The 23,453-nt window shown below is 72.7% G+C and carries 21 protein-coding genes; 5 read left to right on the plus strand and 16 right to left on the minus strand.

Annotated elements, in window-relative coordinates:
• From NH339_RS07675 to purS, 5 genes are all read right to left on the minus strand, one after another.
• Nucleotides 1-1,290: DEAD/DEAH box helicase (locus tag NH339_RS07675; protein WP_253024081.1), on the minus strand; the 1,290-nt coding region annotated here is incomplete at its 3' end.
• Between the two features lie 199 nt (nucleotides 1,291-1,489).
• Entirely contained in the window at nucleotides 1,490-2,041 is a 552-nt protein-coding gene (locus tag NH339_RS07680; protein ID WP_253024083.1) for an NYN domain-containing protein, read from the minus strand.
• Between the two features lie 45 nt (nucleotides 2,042-2,086).
• Nucleotides 2,087-2,305 carry an SCO4848 family membrane protein gene (locus tag NH339_RS07685; RefSeq protein ID WP_253024085.1) on the minus strand — a complete coding sequence of 73 codons (219 nt, stop codon included), beginning with the start codon at nucleotides 2,303-2,305 and terminating at the stop codon, nucleotides 2,087-2,089.
• Nucleotide 2,306: 1 nt separating this feature from the next.
• Nucleotides 2,307-2,978 (minus strand): phosphoribosylformylglycinamidine synthase subunit PurQ, encoded by a 672-nt coding sequence (gene purQ, locus NH339_RS07690; RefSeq protein ID WP_253024086.1) that lies wholly within the window; start codon nucleotides 2,976-2,978, stop codon nucleotides 2,307-2,309.
• A 10-nt stretch (nucleotides 2,979-2,988) separates the two neighbouring features.
• Nucleotides 2,989-3,231 carry a phosphoribosylformylglycinamidine synthase subunit PurS gene (gene purS / locus NH339_RS07695; RefSeq protein ID WP_067854807.1) on the minus strand — a complete coding sequence of 81 codons (243 nt, stop codon included), beginning with the start codon at nucleotides 3,229-3,231 and terminating at the stop codon, nucleotides 2,989-2,991.
• Between the two features lie 89 nt (nucleotides 3,232-3,320).
• On the opposite strand from purS, the gene NH339_RS07700 reads away from it, so the two are divergent.
• On the plus strand, nucleotides 3,321-4,178 hold the full coding sequence (locus tag NH339_RS07700) for an NAD(P)-dependent oxidoreductase (protein ID WP_253024087.1): 858 nt from the start codon (nucleotides 3,321-3,323) through the stop codon (nucleotides 4,176-4,178).
• A 7-nt stretch (nucleotides 4,179-4,185) separates the two neighbouring features.
• The gene (locus NH339_RS07705; protein ID WP_253024088.1) at nucleotides 4,186-4,911 is read left to right on the plus strand and encodes a CPBP family intramembrane glutamic endopeptidase; all 726 of its coding nucleotides are present in this window, start codon (nucleotides 4,186-4,188) and stop codon (nucleotides 4,909-4,911) included.
• A 79-nt stretch (nucleotides 4,912-4,990) separates the two neighbouring features.
• Here NH339_RS07705 and NH339_RS07710 read toward each other — a convergent pair whose 3' ends face one another.
• From NH339_RS07710 to NH339_RS07735, 6 genes are all read right to left on the minus strand, one after another.
• Nucleotides 4,991-6,559 (minus strand): long-chain fatty acid--CoA ligase, encoded by a 1,569-nt coding sequence (locus NH339_RS07710; RefSeq protein WP_253024089.1) that lies wholly within the window; start codon nucleotides 6,557-6,559, stop codon nucleotides 4,991-4,993.
• 86 nt (nucleotides 6,560-6,645) lie between these two features.
• Nucleotides 6,646-7,509 carry a phosphoribosylaminoimidazolesuccinocarboxamide synthase gene (locus NH339_RS07715; protein ID WP_253024090.1) on the minus strand — a complete coding sequence of 288 codons (864 nt, stop codon included), beginning with the start codon at nucleotides 7,507-7,509 and terminating at the stop codon, nucleotides 6,646-6,648.
• A gap of 642 nt (nucleotides 7,510-8,151) precedes the next feature.
• A complete protein-coding gene (gene purB, locus NH339_RS07720; RefSeq protein WP_253024091.1) occupies nucleotides 8,152-9,609 on the minus strand; it encodes an adenylosuccinate lyase in 1,458 nt (485 codons plus the stop codon).
• Nucleotides 9,610-9,657: 48 nt separating this feature from the next.
• Nucleotides 9,658-10,413, minus strand: coding sequence for a hypothetical protein (locus NH339_RS07725; RefSeq protein ID WP_253024092.1), 756 nt, complete (start codon nucleotides 10,411-10,413; stop codon nucleotides 9,658-9,660).
• The gene (gene purD / locus NH339_RS07730; protein ID WP_253024093.1) at nucleotides 10,413-11,684 is read right to left on the minus strand and encodes a phosphoribosylamine--glycine ligase; all 1,272 of its coding nucleotides are present in this window, start codon (nucleotides 11,682-11,684) and stop codon (nucleotides 10,413-10,415) included. Before purD ends, NH339_RS07725 begins: the two co-directional genes overlap by 1 nt.
• 53 nt (nucleotides 11,685-11,737) lie before the next feature.
• Complete coding sequence (locus NH339_RS07735; protein ID WP_253024094.1) at nucleotides 11,738-13,021, minus strand: adenylosuccinate synthase; 1,284 nt, start codon at nucleotides 13,019-13,021, stop codon at nucleotides 11,738-11,740.
• A gap of 211 nt (nucleotides 13,022-13,232) precedes the next feature.
• Between NH339_RS07735 and NH339_RS07740 the strand changes: the two genes are divergently transcribed.
• Entirely contained in the window at nucleotides 13,233-14,147 is a 915-nt protein-coding gene (locus NH339_RS07740; RefSeq protein WP_253024095.1) for a diacylglycerol kinase family protein, read from the plus strand.
• 27 nt (nucleotides 14,148-14,174) lie between these two features.
• Here NH339_RS07740 and NH339_RS07745 read toward each other — a convergent pair whose 3' ends face one another.
• From NH339_RS07745 to NH339_RS07760, 4 genes are all read right to left on the minus strand, one after another.
• Nucleotides 14,175-14,576, minus strand: a complete 402-nt coding sequence (locus NH339_RS07745; RefSeq protein WP_253024097.1) for a DUF3151 domain-containing protein — start codon at nucleotides 14,574-14,576, stop codon at nucleotides 14,175-14,177.
• 626 nt (nucleotides 14,577-15,202) lie between these two features.
• Nucleotides 15,203-18,061, minus strand: coding sequence for an FAD-binding and (Fe-S)-binding domain-containing protein (locus tag NH339_RS07750; protein ID WP_253024099.1), 2,859 nt, complete (start codon nucleotides 18,059-18,061; stop codon nucleotides 15,203-15,205).
• The gene (locus NH339_RS07755; RefSeq protein ID WP_253024101.1) at nucleotides 18,058-19,365 is read right to left on the minus strand and encodes a hydroxyacid-oxoacid transhydrogenase; all 1,308 of its coding nucleotides are present in this window, start codon (nucleotides 19,363-19,365) and stop codon (nucleotides 18,058-18,060) included. The genes NH339_RS07750 and NH339_RS07755 overlap by 4 nt, the downstream gene beginning before the upstream one ends.
• Before the next feature lie 10 nt (nucleotides 19,366-19,375).
• Nucleotides 19,376-20,116: a GntR family transcriptional regulator gene (locus NH339_RS07760; protein WP_253024103.1), complete on the minus strand. Its 741-nt coding sequence runs from the start codon at nucleotides 20,114-20,116 to the stop codon at nucleotides 19,376-19,378.
• 164 nt (nucleotides 20,117-20,280) lie between these two features.
• Between NH339_RS07760 and NH339_RS07765 the strand changes: the two genes are divergently transcribed.
• Nucleotides 20,281-21,402, plus strand: coding sequence for a hypothetical protein (locus NH339_RS07765; protein ID WP_253024105.1), 1,122 nt, complete (start codon nucleotides 20,281-20,283; stop codon nucleotides 21,400-21,402).
• Nucleotides 21,403-21,409: 7 nt separating this feature from the next.
• Here the strand turns inward: NH339_RS07765 and NH339_RS07770 are convergent, their stop codons facing one another.
• Entirely contained in the window at nucleotides 21,410-21,904 is a 495-nt protein-coding gene (locus NH339_RS07770) for an NUDIX domain-containing protein (protein ID WP_253024108.1), read from the minus strand.
• Nucleotides 21,905-21,943: 39 nt separating this feature from the next.
• Here NH339_RS07770 and NH339_RS07775 point away from each other — a divergent pair, with 39 nt between their 5' ends.
• Nucleotides 21,944-23,026: an acyltransferase family protein gene (locus NH339_RS07775; protein WP_253024110.1), complete on the plus strand. Its 1,083-nt coding sequence runs from the start codon at nucleotides 21,944-21,946 to the stop codon at nucleotides 23,024-23,026.
• Nucleotides 23,027-23,453: the final 427 nt, after the last annotated feature.

The raw sequence follows: 23,453 nt of genomic DNA on the forward strand, positions 1-23,453 counted from the left end.
CCGCTGGGCACCGCCGGAGCGCTGGCCGCCGCGTCCACCGGTCGGGCCTGCCTCGGGGAGCGTGCCGCTGGCCGCGAGGGCCTCGGGCGTGAGCGGCGACGGGGCGGTCGCGGCGTCGTGCTGGCGGGCGGTGACGCCGGCCTTGGCCTGCAGCGCCATGACGTCGCGCAGGTCCTCGCGCGTCGTCATCGTGACGACGGTGCCGGCCTCGCCCGCGCGGGCGGTGCGTCCCGAGCGGTGCGTGTAGGCCTTGTGCTCGGCCGGCGCGTCGTAGTGCACGACCAGCTTCACGTCGTCGACGTGGATGCCGCGCGCCGCGATGTCGGTCGCGACGATGACGTCGGCCGCACCCTTGCTGAACGCCGCCAGGTTGCGCTCGCGCTTGGCCTGGTTGAGGTCGCCGTGCAGGTCGACGGCCTCGATGCCGGCGGTCGTGAGCTGACGCGCCAGGCGCGTGGCGCCCCGGCGGGTGCGGGCGAACACGATGGTGCGCGGGTTGTCGGCCAGCAGCCGCGAGGCCGTGGCCAGCTTCTCGGTGCGCGGCGTCACGAGCACGTGGTGCTCCATGCGCGACTCCGGCTCCTGCGCCGACTCGATCTCGTGCAGGTCGTGCTGCGGCAGGTGACGACGGACGAGACGGTCGACGTCGCCGTCGAGCGTCGCCGAGAGCAGCAGCCGCTGGCTGGTCGAGGGCGTCATCGCGACGAGCGCGTCGACCGGCTTGAAGAAGCCGAGGTCGCAGAGGTGGTCGGCCTCGTCGAGGACGGTGATCTCGACGTGCTGGAGCGTGCAGGCACGGCGGTCGACGAGGTCGGCGAGCCGGCCGGGCGTCGCGACGACGAGGTCGACGCCGTCGCGCAGCTGGTGGATCTGCTTGTTGATCGGGGTGCCGCCGAGCACCGTCATGATCCGCAGGTGCAGCGGGGCCGCCAGCGGCGCGAGGGCACGCTGGACCTGCGTGGCCAGCTCACGCGTGGGCACGAGGATGAGCCCGCGCGGCGCCTTGGGACGACGCGTCCCGCCGGCGAGCTGGTCGAGCACGGGCAGGCCGAACGACAGCGTCTTGCCCGAGCCGGTGCGCGCACGGCCGAGCACGTTGTGGCCGGCGAGCGCCGACGGCAGCACGGCCTGCTGGATCGGGGTCGGCTCGACGATGCCCTCGCGGGCGAGGGCCTTGACGAGCGTCTTCGGCAGGCCGAGGTCGGCGAAGCCGGAGGACGTCGGGGCGACGGGGGTGGTGGGGTTGGTCGGACGGGTGGGCAGCACGGGGCCGCCAGCAGGCTGGTTCACAGAACTCTCAGACATCGTGGGCCCGGGCCGCTCTGCGGCGCTCTCATGACGAGGCGACGCGGCCTGCTCGGGCGGAAGGGGGAGGCCCTACCGAAGATGATCCGGGGCTCCCATGGAAGGCTCCAGCCTAGCAGTCGACCCAGCCGAACCCCGCATCGTCGCCGCGTGCGCCCCGTCACGACCGCCCGCGGGGCGACGACTAGAGGAACTGCAGCGGGTCGAACTCGTCGATCGGCACGACGCGGATCCGCGGCAGCTCCTCGTTGAAGGCGCGCACGTCGTACTCCAGGTCGTAGAACTCCAGGCCTCGCTCCACGAGCGGCACGAAGGCGCTGCTGCGCATCTCGCGGAACGCCAGGAGCGCGGTGCGTCGGGTGCCGACGAGGGCGCCCAGCTGGGGCACGAAGTCGCCGTCGTTGCTGGCGAGGACCACGTCGTCCTCGCGCTCGGCGAGCGCCTCCAGCGTGCGCTGGATGGCGATGTCGACGACCTTCTGGTCCGGGGTGCCGGAGAGCAGCACCGGGCGGAAGTCCATGGCGGTCAGCGCCTGCACGAACGACATCGGCACCTCGCCGTTGGCGGCGATGAAGAACAGGCCCTGCGTGGGCTGCTCCCACTCCGAGGCGACGAAGGACAGCACACGGTCCCAGCGAGGTCGCTCGTGCGGGTGCGGGCGACGTCCGAGGATCGACTGGCCGAGGGTCGCGTCGATGTTCTCGCCGTCGACGAGCACGTAGGTGCGGCGTTCCATACGCCCACCCTAGTGCGAGTGCGCGCTCGCTCGGGCGGACGCGGCTCAGAGCAGGGTGAGCAGGCCCAGCACGCCGACCGCGAGACCCAGCGCCAGCGAGACGCCGATCAGCACGGCGTGCACGCGGTAGAACGTCGTCGTGCGACCGTCGGCGTCGCGGGACCGGTCGTCCTTGGCGATCCGCTGCCAGAAGCGCGGCCAGATGAGCAGGTTCCAGGCGGCGGTCACGAGGAGCAGGACCGACCAGCCGACGGGCAGCGCCATGTCAGACCGACGTGAGCTGGCGGACGGCGGAGGTGAAGAAGGCGAGCCCGTCGGTGCCGGGTCCGCAGAGGTCCTCGACGGCGTGCTCGGGGTGCGGCATGAGACCGACGACGTTGCCGCGCTCGTTCGTGATGCCGGCGATGTCGCGCAGGGACCCGTTCGGGTTCGAGCCGACGTAGCGGAAGACGACCTGTCCCTCGCCCTCGAGCCGGTCGAGCGTCGGCTCGTCGGCGATGAAGCCGCCCTCGCCGTTCTTCAGCGGGATGGTGATCCGCTGGCCCTCGGCGTAGTCGCTGGTCCAGGCGGTGTCGGGGTTCTCGACGACGAGCACCTGGTCGCGGCAGACGAACGTGCGGTGGTCGTTGCGGATCAGCGCACCGGGAAGCAGGTGCGACTCGCACAGGATCTGGAAGCCGTTGCAGATGCCCAGCACAGGCATGCCGCCCTGCGCGGCCGCGACGACCTCGGTCATGACCGGGGCGAAGCGGGCGATCGCGCCGCAGCGCAGGTAGTCGCCGTAGGAGAAGCCGCCGGGCAGGATCACCGCGTCGACGCCCTTGAGGTCGTGGTCGCCGTGCCACAGCGCGACCGGCTCGCCGCCCGCGAGGCGTACGGCGCGCTGCGCGTCGACGTCGTCGAGCGAGCCGGGGAAGGTGACGATGCCGATCTTCATGGTGGTGTCCTCACGCCTCGACGCGGACGGTGAAGTCCTCGATGACCGGGTTCGACAGCAGCGTCTCGGCGATCTGGTGCACCTCGGCGAGCGTCGACTCGTCGGCCAGCGCCACCTGCAGCTCGAACCGCTTGCCCTGACGCACGTCGGAGACGCTCTCGAACCCGAGTCGCGGGAGGGCGCCATGGACGGCCTTGCCCTGCGGGTCGAGGATCTCGGGCTTGGGCATGACGTCGACGATGATGCGGGCCATGGCGGCATCCTATCGGCGTGCCGGGCCGACCCCTGCACTCCGGCCCCCTTCACCCGGCGCACCCGCGTCGCCCGACGTACGGTCGGAGCATGCGCGTGAGTGTGATCGGGCTGGGCGCCATGGGCGCCGGGATGGCCACGTCGACCCTGCGAGCCGGGCTCGCGACCACCGTCTGGAACCGCAGCCCGGAGAAGTCCGAGCCGTTGCGGGACGCCGGCGCCGAGGTGGGCGCGACCGCTGCCGAGGCGGTCGCCGACGCCGACGTGGTCGTCGTCTCGCTGTTCGACGAGGCGTCGGTGCAGGAGGTCCTGGAGCAGGCGCTGGCGGCGTCGCCGCCGTCCGCCGTGTGGCTGCAGACCGCGACCGTCGGTCCCGAGGCCGCGCGGCGGCTGCACGACCTCGCCGAGCGGCACGGCCGGGTGCTCGTCGACGCACCCGTCCTCGGCACGAAGAAGCCCGCTGCCGACGGAGCGCTGACCGTGCTCGCCTCCGGGCCCGACGACGCACTCGCGACCGCGCGACCCGTGCTCGAGGCGATCGGCGCGCGCACCCTCGTCGTCGGGGACGCCGCCGGCCCGGCCAGCGCGCTCAAGCTGGCCTGCAACTCCTGGGTCGCGTCGGTCACCGCCGCCGCTGCCCAGGCACTGACGCTGGCTCGGGTCCAGGGCGTCGACCCGGGCCTGTTCCTCGAGGCGATCGAGGGCTCGGCCGTCGACACCCCCTACGCGCACCTCAAGGGCCGCGCCATCCTCGACGACGACCTGACGCCGTCGTTCGAGCTCGACGGCGTCCTGAAGGACCTCTCGCTGATGATCGACGCCGGCGCCGACGTCATGGACACCTCGCTGCTGCAGTCCGTGCGCGACCGCTTCGCCGCGGCGTCCGCCGCCGGGCACGGCGCCGACGACATGGCCGCCGTCGTCGTCGGCTTCGAGCCTCGCGACTGAGCCCGTCGTGACGCGCCGCTACCCGGGCCGCCGCTGGCTCGACCGCTCGCTCTGGGACGTCGTGTCCCGCGACCACCGCATGTCACCGGCGGCGTTCCGACGTCGCCAGTGGGTCACCGCCGGCTTCGTCGTGCTCGGCGCCGTGGTGCTCGGCGTCTCGCTGCGCGTGGAGCCCGGCAGCCCGTGGTTCTACCCGCTGACCTTCGGGCTGGCGGCGGTCTGGACCGTCGGCGCCTTCGCGTCCGGTCGGCTCTACCTGGGACACATCGCCACCGACGACCCCGACGACGAGGACGGCCTCGTGCGCCCCGTCGTGCAGCCCATCGCCATCGGGCTGGCGCTCGCGGGCCTGTTCGTCGTCGGGGCCCTCGTGGTGCGCGAGATCCCGGTGCTGTCCGACCAGGTCGAGAAGGTCCTGGGGTTCGCGACGGAGGGGACGCTGCCGCTGCTGGTCGTCATCACCGCGGTCAACGGCGTGGCCGAGGAGCTGTTCTTCCGCGGCGCCGCGTACGCCGCGATCCCCCGGCACCCGGTCGTCTGGACGACCGTCGCCTACACCGCCGCGACGCTCGCCACCGGCAACGTCATGCTCGCGTTCGCCGCGATCCTGCTCGGCGTGGTGGTGGGCCTGCAGCGGCGTGCGTCGGGCGGCATCCTCGCGCCCGTCCTCACCCACTGCACGTGGTCGCTGACGATGCTGCTCGCCCTGCCCCCGATCTTCGGGCTGCGCTAGCCGCACGCGGTCCGCGCGGACACGACGAGGCCGGGCCCAGGGTGTCCCTGGACCCGGCCTCGGTGCGTCGAGCCGAGCCTCAGATCTCGCGCTTGAGGATCTTGCCGGTGGCCGTCATGGGCAGCTCGTCGCGGAACTCCACGATGCGCGGGTACTTGTACGCCGCGAACTGCTCCTTGCCCCAGGCCACGAGGTCGGCCTCGGACACGTCGTCGTGGTCCTTGTTCTTCACGACGACGGCCTTGATCTCCTCGCCGTGGCTCTCGTGCGGCACGCCGATGACCGCGACCAGCGAGACGGCCGGGTGCGTGATCAGCACCTCCTCGAGCTCACGCGGGTACACGTTGTAGCCGCCGCGGATGATCATGTCCTTGCTGCGGTCGACGATGTAGTAGAAGCCGTCGGCGTCCTTGCGACCGAGGTCGCCGGAGCGGAACCAGCCGTCGCGGATGGCCTCGGCCGTCGCCTCGGGACGGTCGTAGTAGCCCTTCATCACGTTGTGGCCCTTGATGGCGATCTCGCCGACGGCGGTCTTGCCGTCCTCCTCGAGGTCGTCGGACACGTCGTTCCACTCCGCATCGATGAGCTTCATCTCCACGCCCGGGATGGGCACGCCGATGGAGCCGACCTTCGGCTCCTGGCCGTACACGGAGAACGAGGCCACCGGGGAGGTCTCCGACAGGCCGTACCCCTCGAGGATGGTGACGCCGAAGCGGTCCTTGAACTGGCGGTGGATGTCGACCGGGAGGGCGGAGCCGCCGGCCGCGGCGACGCGCAGGCTGGCCGCGATCGACTCGACGTCGACGGTCTCGTCCAGCGCGCCGAGCAGCCCCCAGTACATGGTCGGCACGCCCGCGAAGTAGGTGACCTTCTCCTTCAGCATGAGGCCGAGGGCGGCCTGAGCCTCGAAGCGCGGCAGCATGACCACGGTGCCGCCGAAGGCCATCGAGCCGTTCTGGATGCAGGTCTGGCCGAAGGAGTGGAACAGCGGAAGCACGCACAGGTAGGTGTCGGGGCGGTCGGCGTCGGCGCCGAACAGGTCGGCCCCCGCGAGCGCGTTGTCGCGCATGTTGCGGTGGCGCAGCTCCGCGCCCTTCGGCTGGCCCGTCGTGCCCGACGTGTAGAGGATGACGGCGGTGTCGTCGTCGTCGGTCTCGACCGTCTCGAACGTCGGCGGCTGCTGCGCGACGAGCGGGGCGTAGTACTCCGGCGGCTCCATCGGCTCCGGCGCGGCGGAGTCGAGCTTGATGAGGAAGAAGTCCTTGCAGCCCTCGACGGCCTGGAAGCCCTCCCACGCGGCCTCGCCGATCGGGAGGTCCGGGGTGCCCTCGAACGCGAAGTAGGCGACCGCGTCGGAGTCATCGAGGTGGTAGGCGACCTCGCGGCCCTTCAGCAGGACGTTGAGCGGGACCACCGTCGCGCCGGCCTTGAGGATGCCGTAGTAGATGATCGTGAAGTACGGCAGGTTGGGGCACGACAGCGCGACCTTGTCGCCCGGCTGCACCCCGCGCGAGACGAGCAGGTTGGCCACCTGGTTCGCGGCGCCGTTGACCTGCGCGTACGAGAGTCGGGTGTCACCGAAGACGATGGCGGTGCGGTCGGCGTACGTCGAGGCGGACTTCTCCAGCAGGGCGGCGAGGTTGGCCATCGCGGGCTCCTTCAGACGAGGGTGTGGGCGGCGTCACCACCCTACCCACGTCCCGGATACCGTCGGTACGCGAGTCCCGGGCAGTCTCAGAAGGTGGAGCCGGTGAGCTGCTCGTAGGCCCGCACGTACCGCTCGCGCGTGGCCTCGACGACGTCCGACGGCAGGCTGGGCGGAGGCGTGTCGGACGCCTTGTCCCACCCGGAGGCGGGCGAGGTGAGCCAGTCGCGCACCGGCTGCTTGTCGAACGACGGCTGCGGGCGTCCGGGCTGGTACGTCTCGGCCGGCCAGAAGCGCGACGAGTCGGGGGTGAGCACCTCGTCGGCCAGCACGATCGTGCCGTCGGGGCGGGCACCGAACTCCAGCTTCGTGTCGGCCAGGATGATGCCGCGCGTGCGGGCGATCCGTTCGGCGCGGGCGTACACCTCGAGGGTCAGCGACCGCAGGCGCTCCGCCACCTCGGCACCGACCAGCTCGACGACGGCGTCGAAGTCGATGTTCTCGTCGTGGTCGCCCACGGCGGCCTTCGTGGCGGGCGTGAAGATCGGCTCCGGCAGGCGCGACCCGTCGACGAGCCCGTCGGGCAGCGGCACGCCGCACACCTCGCCGGTCGCCTGGTAGTCGGCCAGCCCCGACCCGGTCAGGTAGCCGCGCACGACGCACTCGACGGGGTACATGTCGAGCTTCTCGACCACGAGCGCCCGCCCCCGCACCCGCTCGGGCACCTGGGTCGACACGACGTGGTTGGGCACGACGTCGGCCAGCTGGTCGAACCACCACAGCGACATCCGCGTCAGCAGCTCCCCCTTGTCGGGGATGCCGGGGCTCAGCACGAAGTCGTACGCCGAGATCCGGTCCGACGCCACCATCAGCAGCCGGCCGGACTCGAGCTCGTAGAGGTCACGGACCTTGCCGGAGTGCAGGTGCACGGCACCGGGGACGTCGAGAGGCACGACCGACAGCCTAGGAGGTCCGCCCTCTCCCCCACCCACGGGCGTCCGAACGTCTCGTCCCTCGGGTGGGTGGGCGCGTCGGCTGCGTCGGCGTGGGCTCTCCCTCGTCCTGCGGCTGCGCTGCCTGCGGGGGTCCCGACCTGCTGCTGCGCTCCCTCGGCTCACGCTCGGGCTGGTCTCCGCAAGGGCCTCGACCGGGCGGCTGGCATCCGCGTTGGTCTGGGGTCTCGGGCTGTGGCTTCAGCATGGGGTGGACGCACGAGGCTGCGTTGGTGCACTGGCGGCCAAAGGTTCTGCGTAGGCGACGGGATCCCGTCGCGAACGCAGAATCCTTCCGCCGCTCAGCCCTCCATCGGTGGATCCGCAACCGCAGGAGCGCTCCTGCGGTTGCAGATCCACCGATGGGACACGCAAACGAAGAACCTTGGCCCCAGAACGCAGAAACGAAGAATCGTGCGTCCAAAGGCGAGCTCAGGCCAGACCCCGAGACCCGAGACCGGCCCCAGGCCCGCCGCCGGTCGAGGCCCTTGCGGAGACCAGACACGGCGCCAGCCGAGGCAGCGCAGCAGCAGGACGAGACCCCCAGGCAGCGCACCAGCAAGAACAGAGCCCCCGCGGCAGCGCACCAGCGAGCTCAGGACCTCAGAGGATCGCGCCCGGCGTGTACGCGGCGGCGGCCGGGTCGGCGGACACCAGCTCGTCGACCTGGGCGACGACGGCCGCGACCTGGGCGGTGGCGGCGCCGGTGAACTCCAGGGGGGCGGCGACGAGGGAGGCGAGGTCGGCCTCGGTGAGGGCGAGTCGCTCGTCGGCCGCGAGGCGCGCGAAGAGGTCGTTGCCCGCCGAGCCCTGCTCGCGCATCTCCAGCGCGACGGCCACCGCGTGCTCCTTGATCGCCTCGTGGGCCGCCTCGCGACCCACCCCGGCGCGGACGGCGGACATCAGCACCTTGGTCGTCGCCAGGAACGGCAGGTACCGGTCGAGCTCGCGCTGCACCACCGCCGGGAACACCCCGAACTCGTCGAGGACGGTCAGGAACGTCTCGAACAGGCCGTCCGCGGCGTAGAACGCGTCGGGCAGGGCCACGCGGCGCACGACGGAGCACGACACGTCGCCCTCGTTCCACTGGTCGCCGGCCAGCTCACCGACCATCGACACGTAGCCGCGGACGATGACGGCCAGGCCGTTGACCCGCTCGCACGAGCGCGTGTTCATCTTGTGCGGCATGGCGCTCGAGCCGACCTGGCCGGGCTTGAAGCCCTCGGTCACGAGCTCGTTGCCGGCCATGAGCCGGATCGTGGTCGCCAGGTTCGAGGGCGCGGCCACCAGCTGCGCGAGCGACGTGACCACGTCGTAGTCGAGGGAGCGAGGGTACACCTGGCCGACGCTGGTCAGCACCCGCTCGAAGCCGAGGTGCTCGGCGACGCGACGCTCCAGGTCGGCGAGCTTCGCGAAGCCGTCTGCCGCCCCCGGCCCGGCACCCCCGCCGGGTGCACCGCCGAGAAGATCCAGCTGGTCCTGCGCGGTGCCGACCGGACCCTTGATGCCCCGCAGCGGGTAGCGGGCGAGGAGGTCGTCGAGCCGGCCGACACCGGTCAGCAGCTCGTCGGCGACGGTCGCGAACCGCTTGCCGAGGGTCGTGGCCTGTGCCGCGACGTTGTGGCTGCGTCCCGCCATGACGAGCTCGGCGTGCTCGGCAGCGAGTCGTCCGAGCCGCGCGAGCGCCGCGACGGCACGCGAGCGCAGCACCTGCAGCGACGCCCGCACCTGCAGCTGCTCGACGTTCTCCGTCAGGTCGCGCGACGTCATGCCCTTGTGGATGTGCTCGCTGCCCGCGAGCGCGGCGAACTCCTCGATCCGTGCCTTCACGTCGTGCCGGGTCACGCGCTCGCGCTCGGCGATCGACGCGAGGTCCACCTGGTCCACGACGGCCTCGTAGGCCTCGATCACGCCGTCCGGCGTCTCGACCCCGAGGTCACGCTGGGCCTTCAGCACCGCGATCCACAGCTGACGCTCGAGCACGATCTTGTGCTCGGGCGACCAGATGCGCGCGATCTCGGGCGAGGCGTAGCGGTGGGCCAGAACGTTGGGCGTCGTCACGCCGCACATCATCCCACCCGGCCCACCGTGGGCGGACGGCCGTCCGGGTCAGACGGCGACGTAGTGGTCGACGTCCTCGAGGAGGATCCGCGTGCCGGTGTCGCCGTCCCACGACGCGCGGACACCGTGCCGCTCGAGCACCGGCAGCACGTCGTCGCGCACGAGCGTGGTGACGAGGTCGGCGTAGGTGGCGTCCTGCTGAGCGGAGTCGAGCGCGTCCCACGCGTCGCGCGGCAGGTGCGCGCTGAGGAAGACGCCGTAGCCGAGGTAGGTCTGCCGGGTCTCCAGCAGCGTCTCGGTGTCCTGCTGGTGGAAGTAGACGTAGCCGCGCCAGCGTCGCGAGTCGTCCCGCTCGGCGCCGATCTCGTCGGACGCGCAGGTGGCGCAGCACGTGAAGTCGGGTCGGGCCAGCACACCGGCGGTCTCGAGGTCGTCGAACGCGGCCCGCAGGGGCGTGCGGGTGACGTCGTCGGGCCACGCCGCCTGCTGCTCGCGCCGGGCCCGCACCAGGTGCCGGAAGGCCTCGGTGGTCTGCTCGGGGGTGACGTCGAGCTCGTCGAGCTCGTCCTCGCGCAGCTCGAGCAGGTCCTCGACCTCGGTCCGACCCAGGACCACGTCCTGCCACAGCAGATCGCGCAGCGCCTCCTCGACGTCGGCGGGCAGGCGCAGCGACGACGGCAGGACCAGGCCGGGCGGCTGGTCGTTGAGCCCTCCCGCCGGCGCCGGCGCGGTCGAGGCGGCCGGCTGCGGGCTGCGGCCACGCAGCCGCGACCAGAACCCTCGACGCTGCCCCGACCCCGACATCAGACCTCGATCTCCCCTCGCTGCGCCGCCAGAGCGATGTCGCCGCGGAACTGGGCCCCGTCGAAGGAGATCGCGTCGACCCCGGCGTAGGCCCGGTCGCGGGCGTGCTCGAGGTCCTCGCCGACGGCGGTGACCGCCAGCACGCGTCCGCCGTTCGTCACGAGCCGGCCCCCACCCTCGACGCCGTCGTCGACGGCGGTGCCGGAGTGGATGACGTCGACGCCCTCGATCGCGTTCGCGGCGCCGACGCCGAGGATCACGTCGCCCGACCGCGACGACGCCGGGTAGCCGGCCGAGGACATGACCACCGTCACGGCGGTGCCGTCGTGCCATGCGGGCAGCCCGACGGCGTCGAGCGTGCCGGTCGCGGCCCCGTGCAGCAGCGACGCGAGCGGCGTGCGCAGGAGGGCCAGGATCGCCTGCGTCTCGGGGTCTCCGAAGCGGGCGTTGAACTCGACGACGCGCACCCCTCGCGACGTGAGGGCGAGACCTGCGTAGAGCAGGCCCTGGAACGGCGTGCCGCGGCGCGCCATCTCCTGCACCGTCGGCACGAGCACGCGGCGGGTCACGTCGGCGACCAGGTCGTCGGGCGCCCAGGTGAGGGGCGTGTAGGCGCCCATGCCGCCGGTGTTGGGTCCGGCGTCGCCGTCGAGGGCGCGCTTGAAGTCCTGCGCGGGCTGCAGCGGCAGGACGGTCTCGCCGTCGGTGATGGCGAACAGCGACACCTCCGGGCCGTCGAGGAACTCCTCGATGACCACCCGGTCGCAGCCGGCCGCGTGGTCGACGGCCTCCTGACGGTCCTCGGTGACGACGACGCCCTTGCCCGCGGCGAGCGCGTCGTCCTTGACGACGTAGGGCGGACCGAAGGCGTCGAGCGCCGCGGCCACCTCCTCGGCGGTCTCGCACACGTGCGCCATGGCGGTGGGCACCTCGGCGGCGGCCATCACCTGCTTCGCGAAGGCCTTCGAGCCCTCGAGCTGCGCGGCGGCGCGGCTCGGCCCGAAGCAGGCGATCCCGGCGTCGCGCACGGCGTCGGCGACCCCGGCGACGAGCGGAGCCTCCGGGCCGATGACCACGAGGTCGGCTCCGATGGACGTGGCCAGCGCGGCGACGGCGTCACCGTCGAGCGGGTCGACGTCGTGCAGCGTCGCGACGTCGGCGATGCCCGGGTTGCCGGGCGCCGCGTGCACCTCGGTGACCTGCGGGTCGCGGGACAGGGCCAGGGCCAGGGCGTGCTCGCGGCCGCCGGTACCGATCACCAGAGTCTTCACGCTGCCCGACCCTATCGCCCCGACGACCACGCCCGGACCGACGACCGCCCCGCTCAGAGCAGGTCGTGCAGGACCACGGTCTCCTCGCGGTCAGGGCCGACGCCCACCGCGGAGATGCGGGCGCCGGACATCTTCTCGATGGCCCTGACGTACGCCTGGGCCGCGGCCGGAAGGTCGTCCATGGTGCGGGCGCCGGAGATGTCCTCGCTCCAGCCCTCGAAGAACTCGTAGATCGGCTTCGCGTGGTGGAAGCCGGTCTGCGTGGTGGGCATCTCGTCGACCCGCTCGCCGTCGACGTCGTACGCCACGCAGACCGGGATGCGGTCCCAGCCGGTGAGCACGTCGAGCTTGGTGAGCACGAAGTCGGTGACACCGTTGATGCGGGCCGCGTACCGTGCGACCGGCGCGTCGTACCAGCCGCAGCGGCGCGGGCGCCCGGTCGTGGTGCCGAACTCGCCGCCGTTGGTGCGCAGGCGCTCGCCGTGCTCGTCGAAGAGCTCGGTCGGGAACGGGCCTTCGCCGACGCGGGTGGCGTAGGCCTTGACGATGCCGATGACGCGGGTGATGCGCGTCGGCGGGATGCCCGACCCGGTGCAGGCGCCGCCCGTGGTGGCCGACGACGACGTGACGAACGGGTAGGTGCCGTGGTCGACGTCGAGCAGCGTGGCCTGGCCGGCCTCCAGCAGCACCGTCTCGTCGCGGTCGAGCGCCTCGTGCAGCACGAGGGCGGTGTCGGCGACCATGGGGCGCAGGCGCTCGGCGTGCACGAGCAGCTGGTCGACGATCTCGTCGACGCTGACCGCGCGACGGTTGTAGACCTTGGTGAGCATCTGGTTCTTCAGCTCGAGCGCGCCCTCGACCTTGGCGCGCAGGATCTTCTCGTCGAAGAGGTCCTGCACGCGCACGCCGAGGCGGTTCATCTTGTCGGCGTAGGTCGGTCCGATGCCTCGGCCGGTGGTGCCGATCTTGCGGCTGCCGAGGAACCGCTCGGTCACCTTGTCGAGCGTGCGGTTGTAGTCGGCGATGAGGTGGGCGTTGGCGCTCACGCGCAGCTTGCTCGTGTCGATGCCGCGCGCCTCGAGCGCGTCGATCTCCTCGAACAGGACGTCCAGGTCGATGACGACCCCGTTGCCGATGATCGGCGTGCAGCCCGGGCTGAGGATGCCGCTCGGCAGCAGGTGCAGGGCGTACTTCTCGTCGCCGATGACGACGGTGTGGCCGGCGTTGTTGCCGCCGTTGAACTTGACGACGTAGTCGACGCGGCTGCCGAGCAGGTCGGTGGCCTTGCCCTTGCCCTCGTCTCCCCACTGGGCTCCGACGATGACGACTGCGGGCATGCGATGCACCCCTCGAGGTTGGTTCGTGCTGTGCGGTGAACAGGCGACAAGCCCCGGGCGTCCGGGGCCTGACAGCCGCATCGTATCGGGCCGGACGCCCCTCGGGCCAATGCACGACGGCCACGACGGTGCGTCCGGGGCGTCCGGGCCCTAGGCTCGCAGTGGCACCGTCGTCGGCGGTGGACTCGGGGCCGCACGCAGAGGGAGCGCCATGAGCGACAGCAGGCCGTGGGTGGCGGTGGTGAACGCCCAGGCGGGCAGCAGCGACGACCCGCGCCTCGAGGAGGCACTCGACGTGCTGCGCGCGCACGCCCCGCTGGAGGTGCGCCGCACCGAGGACCGCGACGACCTGCAGGACGCGGTGTCCGCGGCACGCGGCGGCGTCGTGGTCGCGGTCGGTGGCGACGGCAGCATCCACGCCGTCGTCACGGCGGTCGACGACCTCGACCTCTTCGACGACGTCGAGGTGGCGATCGTCCCGCTGGGCACCGGCAACGACTTCGTGCGCACCCTCGGCCTGAGCGACGACCCGGTCGAGGCGGCACGTCAGGCCGTCGACTGCGTGGCCCGGTCTGCGGACGTGATCCGCGACGGTCAGGACCGGCTGGTGGTCAACGCCGCGCACGTGGGCCTGGGCGCCGAGGCGAACGTCAAGGCGGCGCCGTGGAAGAAGGCGTTCGGCCCCGTCGGCTACGCCATCGGCGCGGCGATCACGGGCGTCGTCGGCAAGGGCTTCCGCGCCACGGTGCACGTCGACGGCCAGCGCATCGACTCGCCCCGCCGGCTCATCCAGGTGGCCGTCGGCAACGGACGCTACGTCGGGGGCGGCGCACCGCTGCTCCCCGCGGCGGACCCTTTCGACGGCAGCCTCGACGTGGCGGTCGTGTGGGCGCACGCCCGGTGGAAACGGCTCGGGTACGCGTACCGCCTGCGGCGCGGTCGCCACCCGATGCGCGACGACGTCGTCTACCTGAAGGGTCGTGACGTCCTCGTGCAGGGCGAGGCGCTGCAGGCCAACCTCGACGGCGACATCTGCGACGCCAGCACCCGGCACCGGTGGGTGGTCGAGCCGGGACGGATGCAGCTGCGCGCACCCGCCGACGCGCCGCCGCCGTTGGAGGACTGACCGCGCCGACGATCCGAGCTGCGTGGCTCAGACGAGCTGCGCGTACGCCTCGGGGCTCGACTCGTGCAGGAACTCGCGGCAGCGGTGCGCCTCGGCGTCGTCGCCGAGCCGCTCGGAGCCGGTCGCGAGCACGGCGAGGGAACGCAGGAACCCCTGGTTCGGCGCGTGCGACCACGGCACGGGCCCGAAACCCTTCCAGCCGTTGCGCCGCAGCGCGTCGAGCGAGCGGTGGTAGGCCGTGCGCGCGAACGCGTAGCCCTCCAGGTCGTCACCGGCGTCGAGGGCCTCCTGCGCCAGCAGCGCCCACGCCAGCACCGAGTCGGGGTGCTCCGAGGCCACGGCCCGCGCCGACGTGCCCGACGCCAGCTCCTGCGCGCCCGGGTCCTCGGGAAGGAACGTCTCCGGCGGCTCACCCAGCAAGTTCGTCATGCCGTGAACCCTACGCACCGCGTCGGGGGGTGGTCCGGCGTGGGCTGGGGTGTGGGTGGGGCTGGGGCTGCGCTGGTGCGGGTTCTCGTTCGAGTGGGGCTGCGTCGGCGCGCCTCATCGTCGACCTGCGGGTGCGTCGGCGCGGCTTCGACTCGTCCTGCGCTCCGCAAGGGCCTCGACCGGGCGGCTGGGCGGTCGCTGGTCTGGGTTCTCGTGCTGCGGGTCGGTGTTGAGGGTCGAGCGGTAGGTCTGCCACCGAATCGCCGTCGGCGGTGGATCTGCCACCCTTCCCAGCGCTCGACAGGTGGCAGGCCTACCGCTGAGCGGGGCAGGGGTGGCAGTGCTTCTCCCTTCGCGTGGACCGTGCCACGAGAAGGGAGAAGCGCTGCCCACCCCACCCCCCAGGGCACCCACGATTCTTCCTTCGTGCGCTGAATCCCGAACGCTTCTTGCGTCCACGAAGAGCCCAACCCGCAGCCCGAGACCCCAGACCACCGACCGCCCAGCCGCCCGGTCGAGGCCCTCTCGGAGACCACCCCCAGCGCCAGCCGAGGCAGCGCACCACCAGGGTCACGGCCACCGCGTCCGACGCAGCCGCGGGACGTCCGCAGGACGGACGAGACCCCCTACTCCCCCGGCGCGAGCAGCTCTGCGAGGTGGAGGGCCGGGACGTCGGCGAGGTCGTCGAGCTGGGTGCGGCACGAGAAGCCGTCGGCGAGGACGACGGCACCCTCGCCCATGGCGCGGACCGCCGGCATGAGCTGCTGCTCGGCGACCGCGACGGACACCTCGTAGTGGCCGCGCTCGACGCCGAAGTTGCCGGCGAGCCCACAGCAGCCGGAGAGCCGGGTGACGGTCGCGCCGGTACGGCCGAGGACGTCGAGGTCGGCCGCGAAGCCGAGCACCGACGACTGGTGGCAGTGCGGCTGCACGACCACCTCCGTGCCGCTGAGGTCGGGGGCCTGCCAGCCCTCGGTCCGCGCGAGCAGCTCCGCGAGCGTGAAGACCCCCTGCGCGACCTCGGCCGCGCGCGGGTCGTCGGTGAGCTCCACGGCGTCGGAGCGCAGCACCGCGAGGCACGACGGCTCGAGGCCGACGACCGGCACCCCGTCGGCGACGTACTCGTGCAGCACCCCGACGGTGCGCTCGACGAGCGAGCGGGCGGTGTCGAGCTGTCCCGTCGTGATCCACGTGAGTCCGCAGCACGCCTGCTTCTGGACGACCTCGACCCGGTACCCGGCCGACTCGAGCAACCGCACCGCGGCGTGGCCGCCCGACGTCGAGAAGTACTCCGTGAACGAGTCCGCCCAGATCGCGACCCGGGGCCGGTCCGTGCGCGCCGCGGACGCCTCGAGGGCCGGCCGGGCGGCCCGGCTGAACCGACGCGTCGCGAACGACGGCAGGCTGCGACGCTGGTCGACGCCCGCCACCCAGCGCGCGACGTGGGCGAGCCCCGGCACGCGCAGCGCCAGGTTCGCGAGCGCCGCGACGGGCGACGTCAGCCGCGCCCAGAACGGCAGCTTCCCGAGGACGTAGTGGCTGCGCGGCCGCACGCGACCTCGGTAGGTCTGGTGCAGCACCTCGGACTTGTAGGTCGCCATGTCGATGCCCGTCGGGCAGTCGTTGAGGCAGCCCTTGCAGGACAGGCAGAGGTCGAGCGCCTCGTGCACCTCCGGCGCGCGGTAGCCGCCGGTCACCAGCCGCCCGTCGACCATCTCCTGGAGCACCCGCGCGCGCCCGCGCGTGGAGTCCTTCTCGTCCCGCGTGGCCTGGAACGAGGGACACATGACGCCGTGCGACGCCTTGTTGTCGGCGAGGCACTTGCCGACGCCCGTGCACCGGTGCACGGCCGCGCCGAGGTCGCCGTCGTCGTGCAGCAGCCGCAGGCCGCGGCGCGACCCCTGCAGGCCGGGCGCCCAGCCGCGACCCTGGGTGCGCAGCGACCCGTCGATGGGATCGGGGTCGACGAGCACGCCGGGGTTGAGCAGGTTGTCGGGGTCAAGCACGTGCTTGACGCCCCGGAAGAGCGCGACGGCCTGCTCGGAGTACATCAGCGGCAGCAGCTCCGACCGGGCGCGACCGTCGCCGTGCTCGCCGGAGAACGAGCCGCCGTGCGAGGCGGCGAGGCGGGCGGCGTCCTCGATGAAGGCGCGGTACCCGGCCTTCCCACCGGGCTCCGACAGCGGGAAGTCGATCCGCACGTGCACGCAGCCGTCGCCGAGGTGGCCGTACGGCTCACCGTTCAGGCCGTGCTGCTGGAGCAGGGCGTCGAAGTCGCGCAGGTACTGCCCGACCCGCTCGGGCGGCACGGCCGCGTCCTCCCAGCCGGAGAGGGCCGGTCGGTCCCAGATGCGCGACGCCAGGCCGGCGCCCTCCTCGCGGATCCGCCAGAACGCGGCCTGCTCGGCCACCGACGTCACGTGCCGGTGCGACAGCGACGCGGAGTCCGCGACGACGCGCTCGGCCTGGGCCGCCAGCTCGGCGGGGTCGTCGCCCGCGAGCTCGACGTAGAGGAAGCCGCCGCCGCGTGGGTACTCGGGCACGCCGGCAGCACCCTTGGCGGCGCGGTACACCTCGACGATCCGCGCGCCGAGGCCCTCGCACGCGATCGGGCCGTGCGGGAGCATCGTGGGCACGTCGTCGCCGGCCTCGGCCATCGAGCCGTAGCCGAGCACCACGAGGTGCACGTGCCGCGGGGTCTGCACGAGGTCGACGGTGGCGCCGAGGAGGACGCCCAGCGTGCCCTCGGTGCCGGCCATGAACGAGGCGACGTCGAAGCCGCGCTCGGGGAGCAGGTGCTCGAGGCTGTAGCCCGACACCTGGCGGCCGAAGCGGCCGAGCTCGGTGCGGACGGTCGCCAGGTCGGCGGCGACGACGTCGCGCAGCCGGTCGAGCGTCGGCGACGTCGTGGCGAGGTCGCGTCCGATCGTCAGCCGCTCCCCCGTGCCGGTGACGACGTCGAGCGCCGCGACGTTGTCGGAGCTGCGGCCGTACCCCAGGGCGCGGTTGCCGCAGGCGTTGTTGCCGATCATGCCGCCGACCGTGCAGCGGGTGTGCGTCGACGGGTCGGGGCCGAAGCGCAGCCCCTGCGGCGCGGCGACCTTCTGCAGCGCGGCGTGCACGATGCCGGGGTCGACCCGCGCGACGCGCCGCTCGACGTCGACCTCGTGCACGCGGTTCAGGTGCTTGGCGAAGTCGACGACCATGCCCGTACCGACCGCGTTGCCGGCGATGGAGGTGCCGGCGCCGCGTGAGGTGACGGGCACCCCGGTGGCGCGCGACGCGTCGAGGACGGCGAGCACCTCCTCGACCGACCGTGGCCGGACCACGACCTGCGGCACGACGCGGTAGAGCGACGCGTCGGTGCTGTAGAGCGCGCGGGTGGTGCTGGAGTCGTCGACGTCGACGACCTCGCGGCGGCGGAGCTCGGCGACGACGTCGGCCGGGGATGCGGCGACGTCGTGGCCGACCGTGTCGACGCTCACCACAGCTCGAGCGAGGCGTCGAGGATGCCGGCGACGTCGTCCTCGGTGACGTCGCGGGGCGCGGTGGCGAGGAGCCGCTGCTGCTTCATGGCGCCGTCGACGAGCGGGTCGAGGTCGTTGCTGCCGAAGCCGACGGCGGAGAGGCCGGCGGGGATGCCGACGTCGCGCATGATCGCGGTGAGCACCTGCGGGAGCAGGTCGGCGGGGTCCGCGGGCATGCTCGCGTCGGGGTCGAGCAGGCGCGCGGCGCGCACGTGGCGCTCCGGCGCGGCCTCGAAGGTGAACCGGAAGGCGGCAGGCGCGGTGAGCGAGACGGCCATGCCGTGGGGCACGAGCCCTGCGTGGCCGGAGGCGCCGTCGTCGTCCGGGTAGCCCTCGGGCCGGAACTCGCGCACCTGGCCGGCGATGGGGTAGGCGTTGGCGTGCGGGATGTGCACGCCCGCGTTGCCGAAGCCCAGGCCGGCGAACGTGGCGGCCGTGGCCACCTCGGTGCGCGCGTCGAGGTCGTCACCGTGGCTGACCGCGCGCCGGAACGAGCCGGCCATGAGCGCGAGCGCGCGCTCGGACCAGACGTCGGAGATCGGGTTCGAGCCGCAGTAGGGCACCCGCTCGCCGGCCTGCTTGGCCTCGTACGACGTGTAGGGGCGCGCGGTGTAGCTCTCGAGCGCGTGGCACAGGATGTCCAGGCCCGAGGCGGCCGTCACCGACGCGGGCTGGGTGAGCGTCAGCTCGGGGTCGACGACGGCCAGCACCGGGCGCAGCCGCGGGTGCGAGATGCCGGTCTTCACGTGCTGGTCGACGACGTCGAGCACGCAGATGGTCGTGCTCTCGCTGCCGGTCCCCGTGGTGGTGGGCACGGCGACGAGCGGCAGGAGCGGCCGGCTCGGGGCACGCCCCTTCCCGACCGGCGCGTTGACGTAGTCCATCAGCTCGCCGTCGTTGGTGAGCAGGAGCGCGACGGCCTTGGCGGTGTCGATGCTGCTGCCGCCGCCGACGGCCAGGACGGCGTCGACGGGGCCGGCGTCGCGGGCGAAGGCGACCGCGTCCTCGAGGCTGCCGTCGGTGGGCTCGACCCGGGCACCGTCGAAGACGACGACGTCGAGGCCGTCGGCGGCCAGACGCTCGGCGATCTCCGCCGGTCGGCCGGTCGCGGCGACGCCGGCGTCGGTGACGAGCAGGACGCGGCGGGCGCCGAGCTCGGCGAGGTCGTGCCCGAGCTCGTGCCGGGCGCCGACACCGAGCTTCAGGCGCGGGGCACCGTAGGTGAAGACGGTCTCGGGGTGGCGGGGGGCGAAGCCGGACATGCCGCTCCTGTCAGCTCGGTTCCAGACGTGTCGAGGACATCGACGACAGTAGCATGCTACTGGCGGTGAGCGCCTGCGCTCGGGAGCGCCAGGCGTCGAGGTCGACGGCGGGGTCGAGCTGGCGCGCCAGCAGCTCCGCGGTGTGCTGGAGGTGCTCGCGCATGAGCGCAGCCGCCCGGCCGGCGTCCTCGTCGAGCACGGCCTGCACGATCGGCTCGTGCTCCTCGAGGATCTCGTGGGCACCGCGGGAGCGGTGCAGGGTGACCGCGCCGCGCGCCTGGATCGACGCACGCAGCGCGAGCACCTCCTCCCCCAGCCGACCGTTGCCGCTCGCCGCGTGCAGCACGGCGTGGAGCGCCCGGTCGTGCTCCTCGAAGGCCCGCTCGTCGTCGGCCGCCGCATCGGCGGCCATGGCCCGCAGCAGGGCGCGCAGCTCCTCGCGCTGTGATGCGTCGGCGTGCAGCGCGGCGTACGCGGTGGCGGGCACCTCGAGGAGCAGGCGCAGCTCGAAGACCTCGAGCACGTCCTGCACGGTCACGCCCCGCACGCGCACCCCGCGGTTGCGCTCGACGGCGACCAGACCGGCGTCGGCGAGGCGCAGCACCGCCTCGCGGACGGGCGTGCGCGACGTGCCGAGCTCCTCGGCCAGCCGGTAGATCGAGTGCTGCGACCCCGGCTCGAGGCGGCCGGTGAGGATGTCCTCGCGCAGTCGGGCGAAGACGCGCTCGGCAGCCGTCGTCCGTCCCGCCATCGCCGCGCCTCCTCGCCCCGTCGGACCGTCCGGTGCTCGCAACCTACCGCGCCCGGTGCCGCACGACCTTGTCCGGCTGCGGCAGGATGGGGCCGATCGGTCCGCCCGGCCCGGTCGACCGACCACCCCGGCCCGGGGACCGCACGACCTCCCCGAGGAGACCCATGAGACGGATCGCGACCCCGCTCCTGCTCGTCGGCGTGCTCGCGCTGGGTGCCTGCGAGACGCGCACCCAGGCCGATCCGCGGCCCAGCGCCGGCGCCTCCTCCTCGGCGGCCGGCGCGTCGGACGCCGACGTCACCGAGCACGAGTCGGGTCCGCAGAGCCCCATCATCTACGGGCTCGAGGTCCCGTCGGGCGCGACGCAGCTCGGGCCGCTGGTGCGGTACCGCAGCGCTGCGCTGATCGAGGCGTTCCAGCCCGAGCTCGACGCCGCGAAGGCGGCGCAGCAGTCGGGCGAGGAGGACGGCGAGCTGCCCGAGGGCGTCGAGCCGACCCCGACCGAGACCACGACGCCGGCCACCCGCCCCAGCGACGACACCTTCTCGCTCATCGACGACGCCCCGCGCCCCGACGTCACGATCTCGCTGCTGCGCGTCGACGGCTCACCCACGCAGGTGCTGCGCCGTCTGATCGCCCAGGTGAACGCCGTCATCCCCGACGCCAAGCTCGACGAGGACGACCTCTCCACGTACTGCCAGTCGCAGGACCGTCGGATCACGGGCTGCACGGTCGACGCCGAGGGCAAGACCGCCGACCAGCGCGACATCCGCATCACGATCACGGCCGACCCCGGCGACGTCACGACCCGCACGGGCTACCCGGCGGCGAAGAAGCGGCCCGTCATGACGGTGCGCGCCCAGTACGTGGGCGACCCGCGCAGCGGCCAGCTCGAGCCGCGGGCGTCCACGGCGCAGGTGCCGCGCGACGTCGAGGGCAAGGACACGTCGGGTCTGATCTGGCCGAGCATGGACGTGTCCGCGCCGCGCGACTCGCCCCTGCTCGACGGTCGGTGGCGGGTGCCGGCCACCGGCACCCTGCTGCTCAGCGGCGAGCGGCCCCGGTTCGCCGCAGTCGTCGCCGACCGCGTGCGCGAGGCCGACGCGATCGCGGAGGACTTCGCCTCGAGCGTCGGTACGCCGACCAAGGACGTCGTCGAGGACCTCAACGAGATCAGCACGACCTACACCGCCCGCGGCAAGGACGGCGGCGTGGCCCGCGCGACCTTCGTGCTGTCGGCGCGGGGCAGCTACGCGATGCTGTTCTACACGCCGCCGCGCTCCTGATCCCGCGTCAGCGGTAGTCGGCGAGGTGCACCAGCGCGTGCTGCACGGCCGGGAGGAGCTGCCGCGCGCCGTCGTCGACCTGGTCGAGCGGCAGCCAGGTGGCCACGTCGGTGGTCCCTTCGACCTCCACGACGTGCGGGGTGGGCAGCGGCGCTCCCGGCTCCACACCGGCGACGCGGACCGCGTAGAGCAGGTGGACGCCGTGGTAGTCCTCGAAGCGGTCGTCGCGGCCCGGCGCCACGGTGTGCACGTGGTGGACGTCGACGAGGCGCTTCTCCAGCACCGTCAGCCCCGTCTCCTCGTGCACCTCGCGCACGACGGCGTCGTGCGGCGACTCGCCGTGGTCGACGCCACCGCCCGGCAGCGCCCACCAGCCCGCCGGGTAGCCGGACGGGGAGATGCGGGTGAGGAGCAGCCGTGGCGCGCCGGTCTCGTCGTCGGCGACGACGACGCCGTACGCGCCGAGCCGCTGCGTGCGGCGCGTCTCGCGGTGCTCGTTCATCGGGCTCCCTTCGGTGCGCTCCACTAGAGTCGGTGGACGATGAGTGCCCTCGACCCGCTGCCCGTGACGACCGCCGCCCCGAAGGAGCGTGTGGCCTATCTCGACAACGCACGGTACTGGGTGATGCTGCTCGTCGTGATCGGGCACTCCCTCACGCAGTTCGTGGCGATGGACTCGGCGCGAGGCGTGTACGTGTGGATCTACGCGTTCCACATGCCGTTCTTCATCCTGATCTCCGGCTACACGGCTCGGCGCTACATGGGCGACGCGCGGCAGGTGCGCCGCATCGTCAGCACCCTGGTGGTCCCGTACCTCATCATCGAGATCTCGATGCAGATGATCACCCGTCACTACACGGGCGAGCCGGAGCCGTACAAGTTCCTGTCGCCGCAGTGGCTGGGCTGGTTCATGGCGGCGCTGTTCGTGTGGCGGCTGACCACCCCGATCTGGCGTGCGCTGCGCTACCCGATCACGACGTCGATCGCGATCTCGCTGCTGGTCGGTCTCATCGAGGTGCCGAACGTGCTGGCGCTGCCGAAGATCCTCGGCTTCCTGCCGTTCTACGTGATCGGCCTGCACATGAGCCGCGAGCGCTTCGAACGCCTCGCGGACCCGCGCATCCGGGTCGGCTCGGCGCTGCTGCTCGCCGGCAGCTTCGTCATCTGCTACCTCTACTCGGCGAGCTGGACGCTCGACTGGCTGCTGTGGAAGCAGCGCTACGACGAGGACCCGCTCGGCGCCTCGCCCCTGGAGGGCATCACGCAGCGCGCCGAGCTGCTCGTCATCGGCCTGGTGCTGACCTTCGCCGCACTCTCGCTCGTCCCCCGCCGCCGGTCCTGGACGACCCGCCTCGGCGGTCGCACGTTCTACTGCTACCTGCTGCACGGCTACGTGATCCTGCTGCTGCGCTACCAGTTCGGCGTGTTCGACTCCCTCGAGAAGTACGGCGCACCCGCCGTGGTGCTGACCATGGTCGTGGCCACCGTCGTGGCGAACCTGCTCATGACGCAGCTGGTCGCCACCGTCTTCCGCCCCGTCTTCGAGCCCCGCCTCCGCTGGCTGTTCCGCCCCGACCCCGAGCCCAAGCCGGAGTCGTCGAAGGCGCCCGCCCCCACCGCCTGAGGTCGTCTGCCGCCGCGTCCGGCGCTCGTCTGACGCGAGGTTCTGCGTTGCGCGTCCCATCGGTGGATCTGCCACCTTCTGAGCGCCCGAGAAGTGGTGGATCCACCGCTGAGCGGGGCGGATGGGGCAGCACGATTCTTCCTTCGTGCGCTGAAGGCCGAACGCTTCTGCGTTCACGACGGGATCCCGTAGCAATCGCAGCATCCTTGACGTCCCAGCGCACGAACGCAGGTTCTTGTGCCCACCGAAGGCCACAGCCCGAGGACCCAGCCCACGGGCCCGCCCAGCCGCCCGGTCGAGGCCCTTGCGGAGACCCCCCAGCGAAGGCCGAGGCAGCGCACCAGCAAGACAAGACCCGCGCAGGCAGCGCACCGGCGACGTCACGACGACCGCCCCCATGCACGACGACGGCCCCGGACCAGCAGGT

The organism is Aeromicrobium sp. CnD17-E, assembly GCF_024124745.1.
In the GTDB taxonomy this organism is placed as follows: domain Bacteria; phylum Actinomycetota; class Actinomycetes; order Propionibacteriales; family Nocardioidaceae; genus Aeromicrobium.

Excerpts from the sequence above, each read along its gene's own strand:
- NH339_RS07680 (WP_253024083.1), bottom strand. The coding sequence starts at position 2,041 with ATGGAACGCCGCACCTACGTGCTCGTCGACGGCGAGAACATCGACGCG.
- NH339_RS07685 (WP_253024085.1), bottom strand. The coding sequence starts at position 2,305 with ATGGCGCTGCCCGTCGGCTGGTCGGTCCTGCTCCTCGTGACCGCCGCC.
- purQ (WP_253024086.1), bottom strand. The coding sequence starts at position 2,978 with ATGAAGATCGGCATCGTCACCTTCCCCGGCTCGCTCGACGACGTCGAC.
- purS (WP_067854807.1), bottom strand. The coding sequence starts at position 3,231 with ATGGCCCGCATCATCGTCGACGTCATGCCCAAGCCCGAGATCCTCGAC.
- NH339_RS07700 (WP_253024087.1), top strand. The coding sequence starts at position 3,321 with ATGCGCGTGAGTGTGATCGGGCTGGGCGCCATGGGCGCCGGGATGGCC.
- NH339_RS07710 (WP_253024089.1), bottom strand. The coding sequence starts at position 6,559 with ATGGCCAACCTCGCCGCCCTGCTGGAGAAGTCCGCCTCGACGTACGCC.
- NH339_RS07725 (WP_253024092.1), bottom strand. The coding sequence starts at position 10,413 with ATGTCGGGGTCGGGGCAGCGTCGAGGGTTCTGGTCGCGGCTGCGTGGC.
- NH339_RS07735 (WP_253024094.1), bottom strand. The coding sequence starts at position 13,021 with ATGCCCGCAGTCGTCATCGTCGGAGCCCAGTGGGGAGACGAGGGCAAG.
- NH339_RS07740 (WP_253024095.1), top strand. The coding sequence starts at position 13,233 with ATGAGCGACAGCAGGCCGTGGGTGGCGGTGGTGAACGCCCAGGCGGGC.
- NH339_RS07745 (WP_253024097.1), bottom strand. The coding sequence starts at position 14,576 with ATGACGAACTTGCTGGGTGAGCCGCCGGAGACGTTCCTTCCCGAGGAC.
- NH339_RS07755 (WP_253024101.1), bottom strand. The coding sequence starts at position 19,365 with ATGTCCGGCTTCGCCCCCCGCCACCCCGAGACCGTCTTCACCTACGGT.
- NH339_RS07760 (WP_253024103.1), bottom strand. The coding sequence starts at position 20,116 with ATGGCGGGACGGACGACGGCTGCCGAGCGCGTCTTCGCCCGACTGCGC.
- NH339_RS07765 (WP_253024105.1), top strand. The coding sequence starts at position 20,281 with ATGAGACGGATCGCGACCCCGCTCCTGCTCGTCGGCGTGCTCGCGCTG.
- NH339_RS07770 (WP_253024108.1), bottom strand. The coding sequence starts at position 21,904 with ATGAACGAGCACCGCGAGACGCGCCGCACGCAGCGGCTCGGCGCGTAC.
- NH339_RS07775 (WP_253024110.1), top strand. The coding sequence starts at position 21,944 with ATGAGTGCCCTCGACCCGCTGCCCGTGACGACCGCCGCCCCGAAGGAG.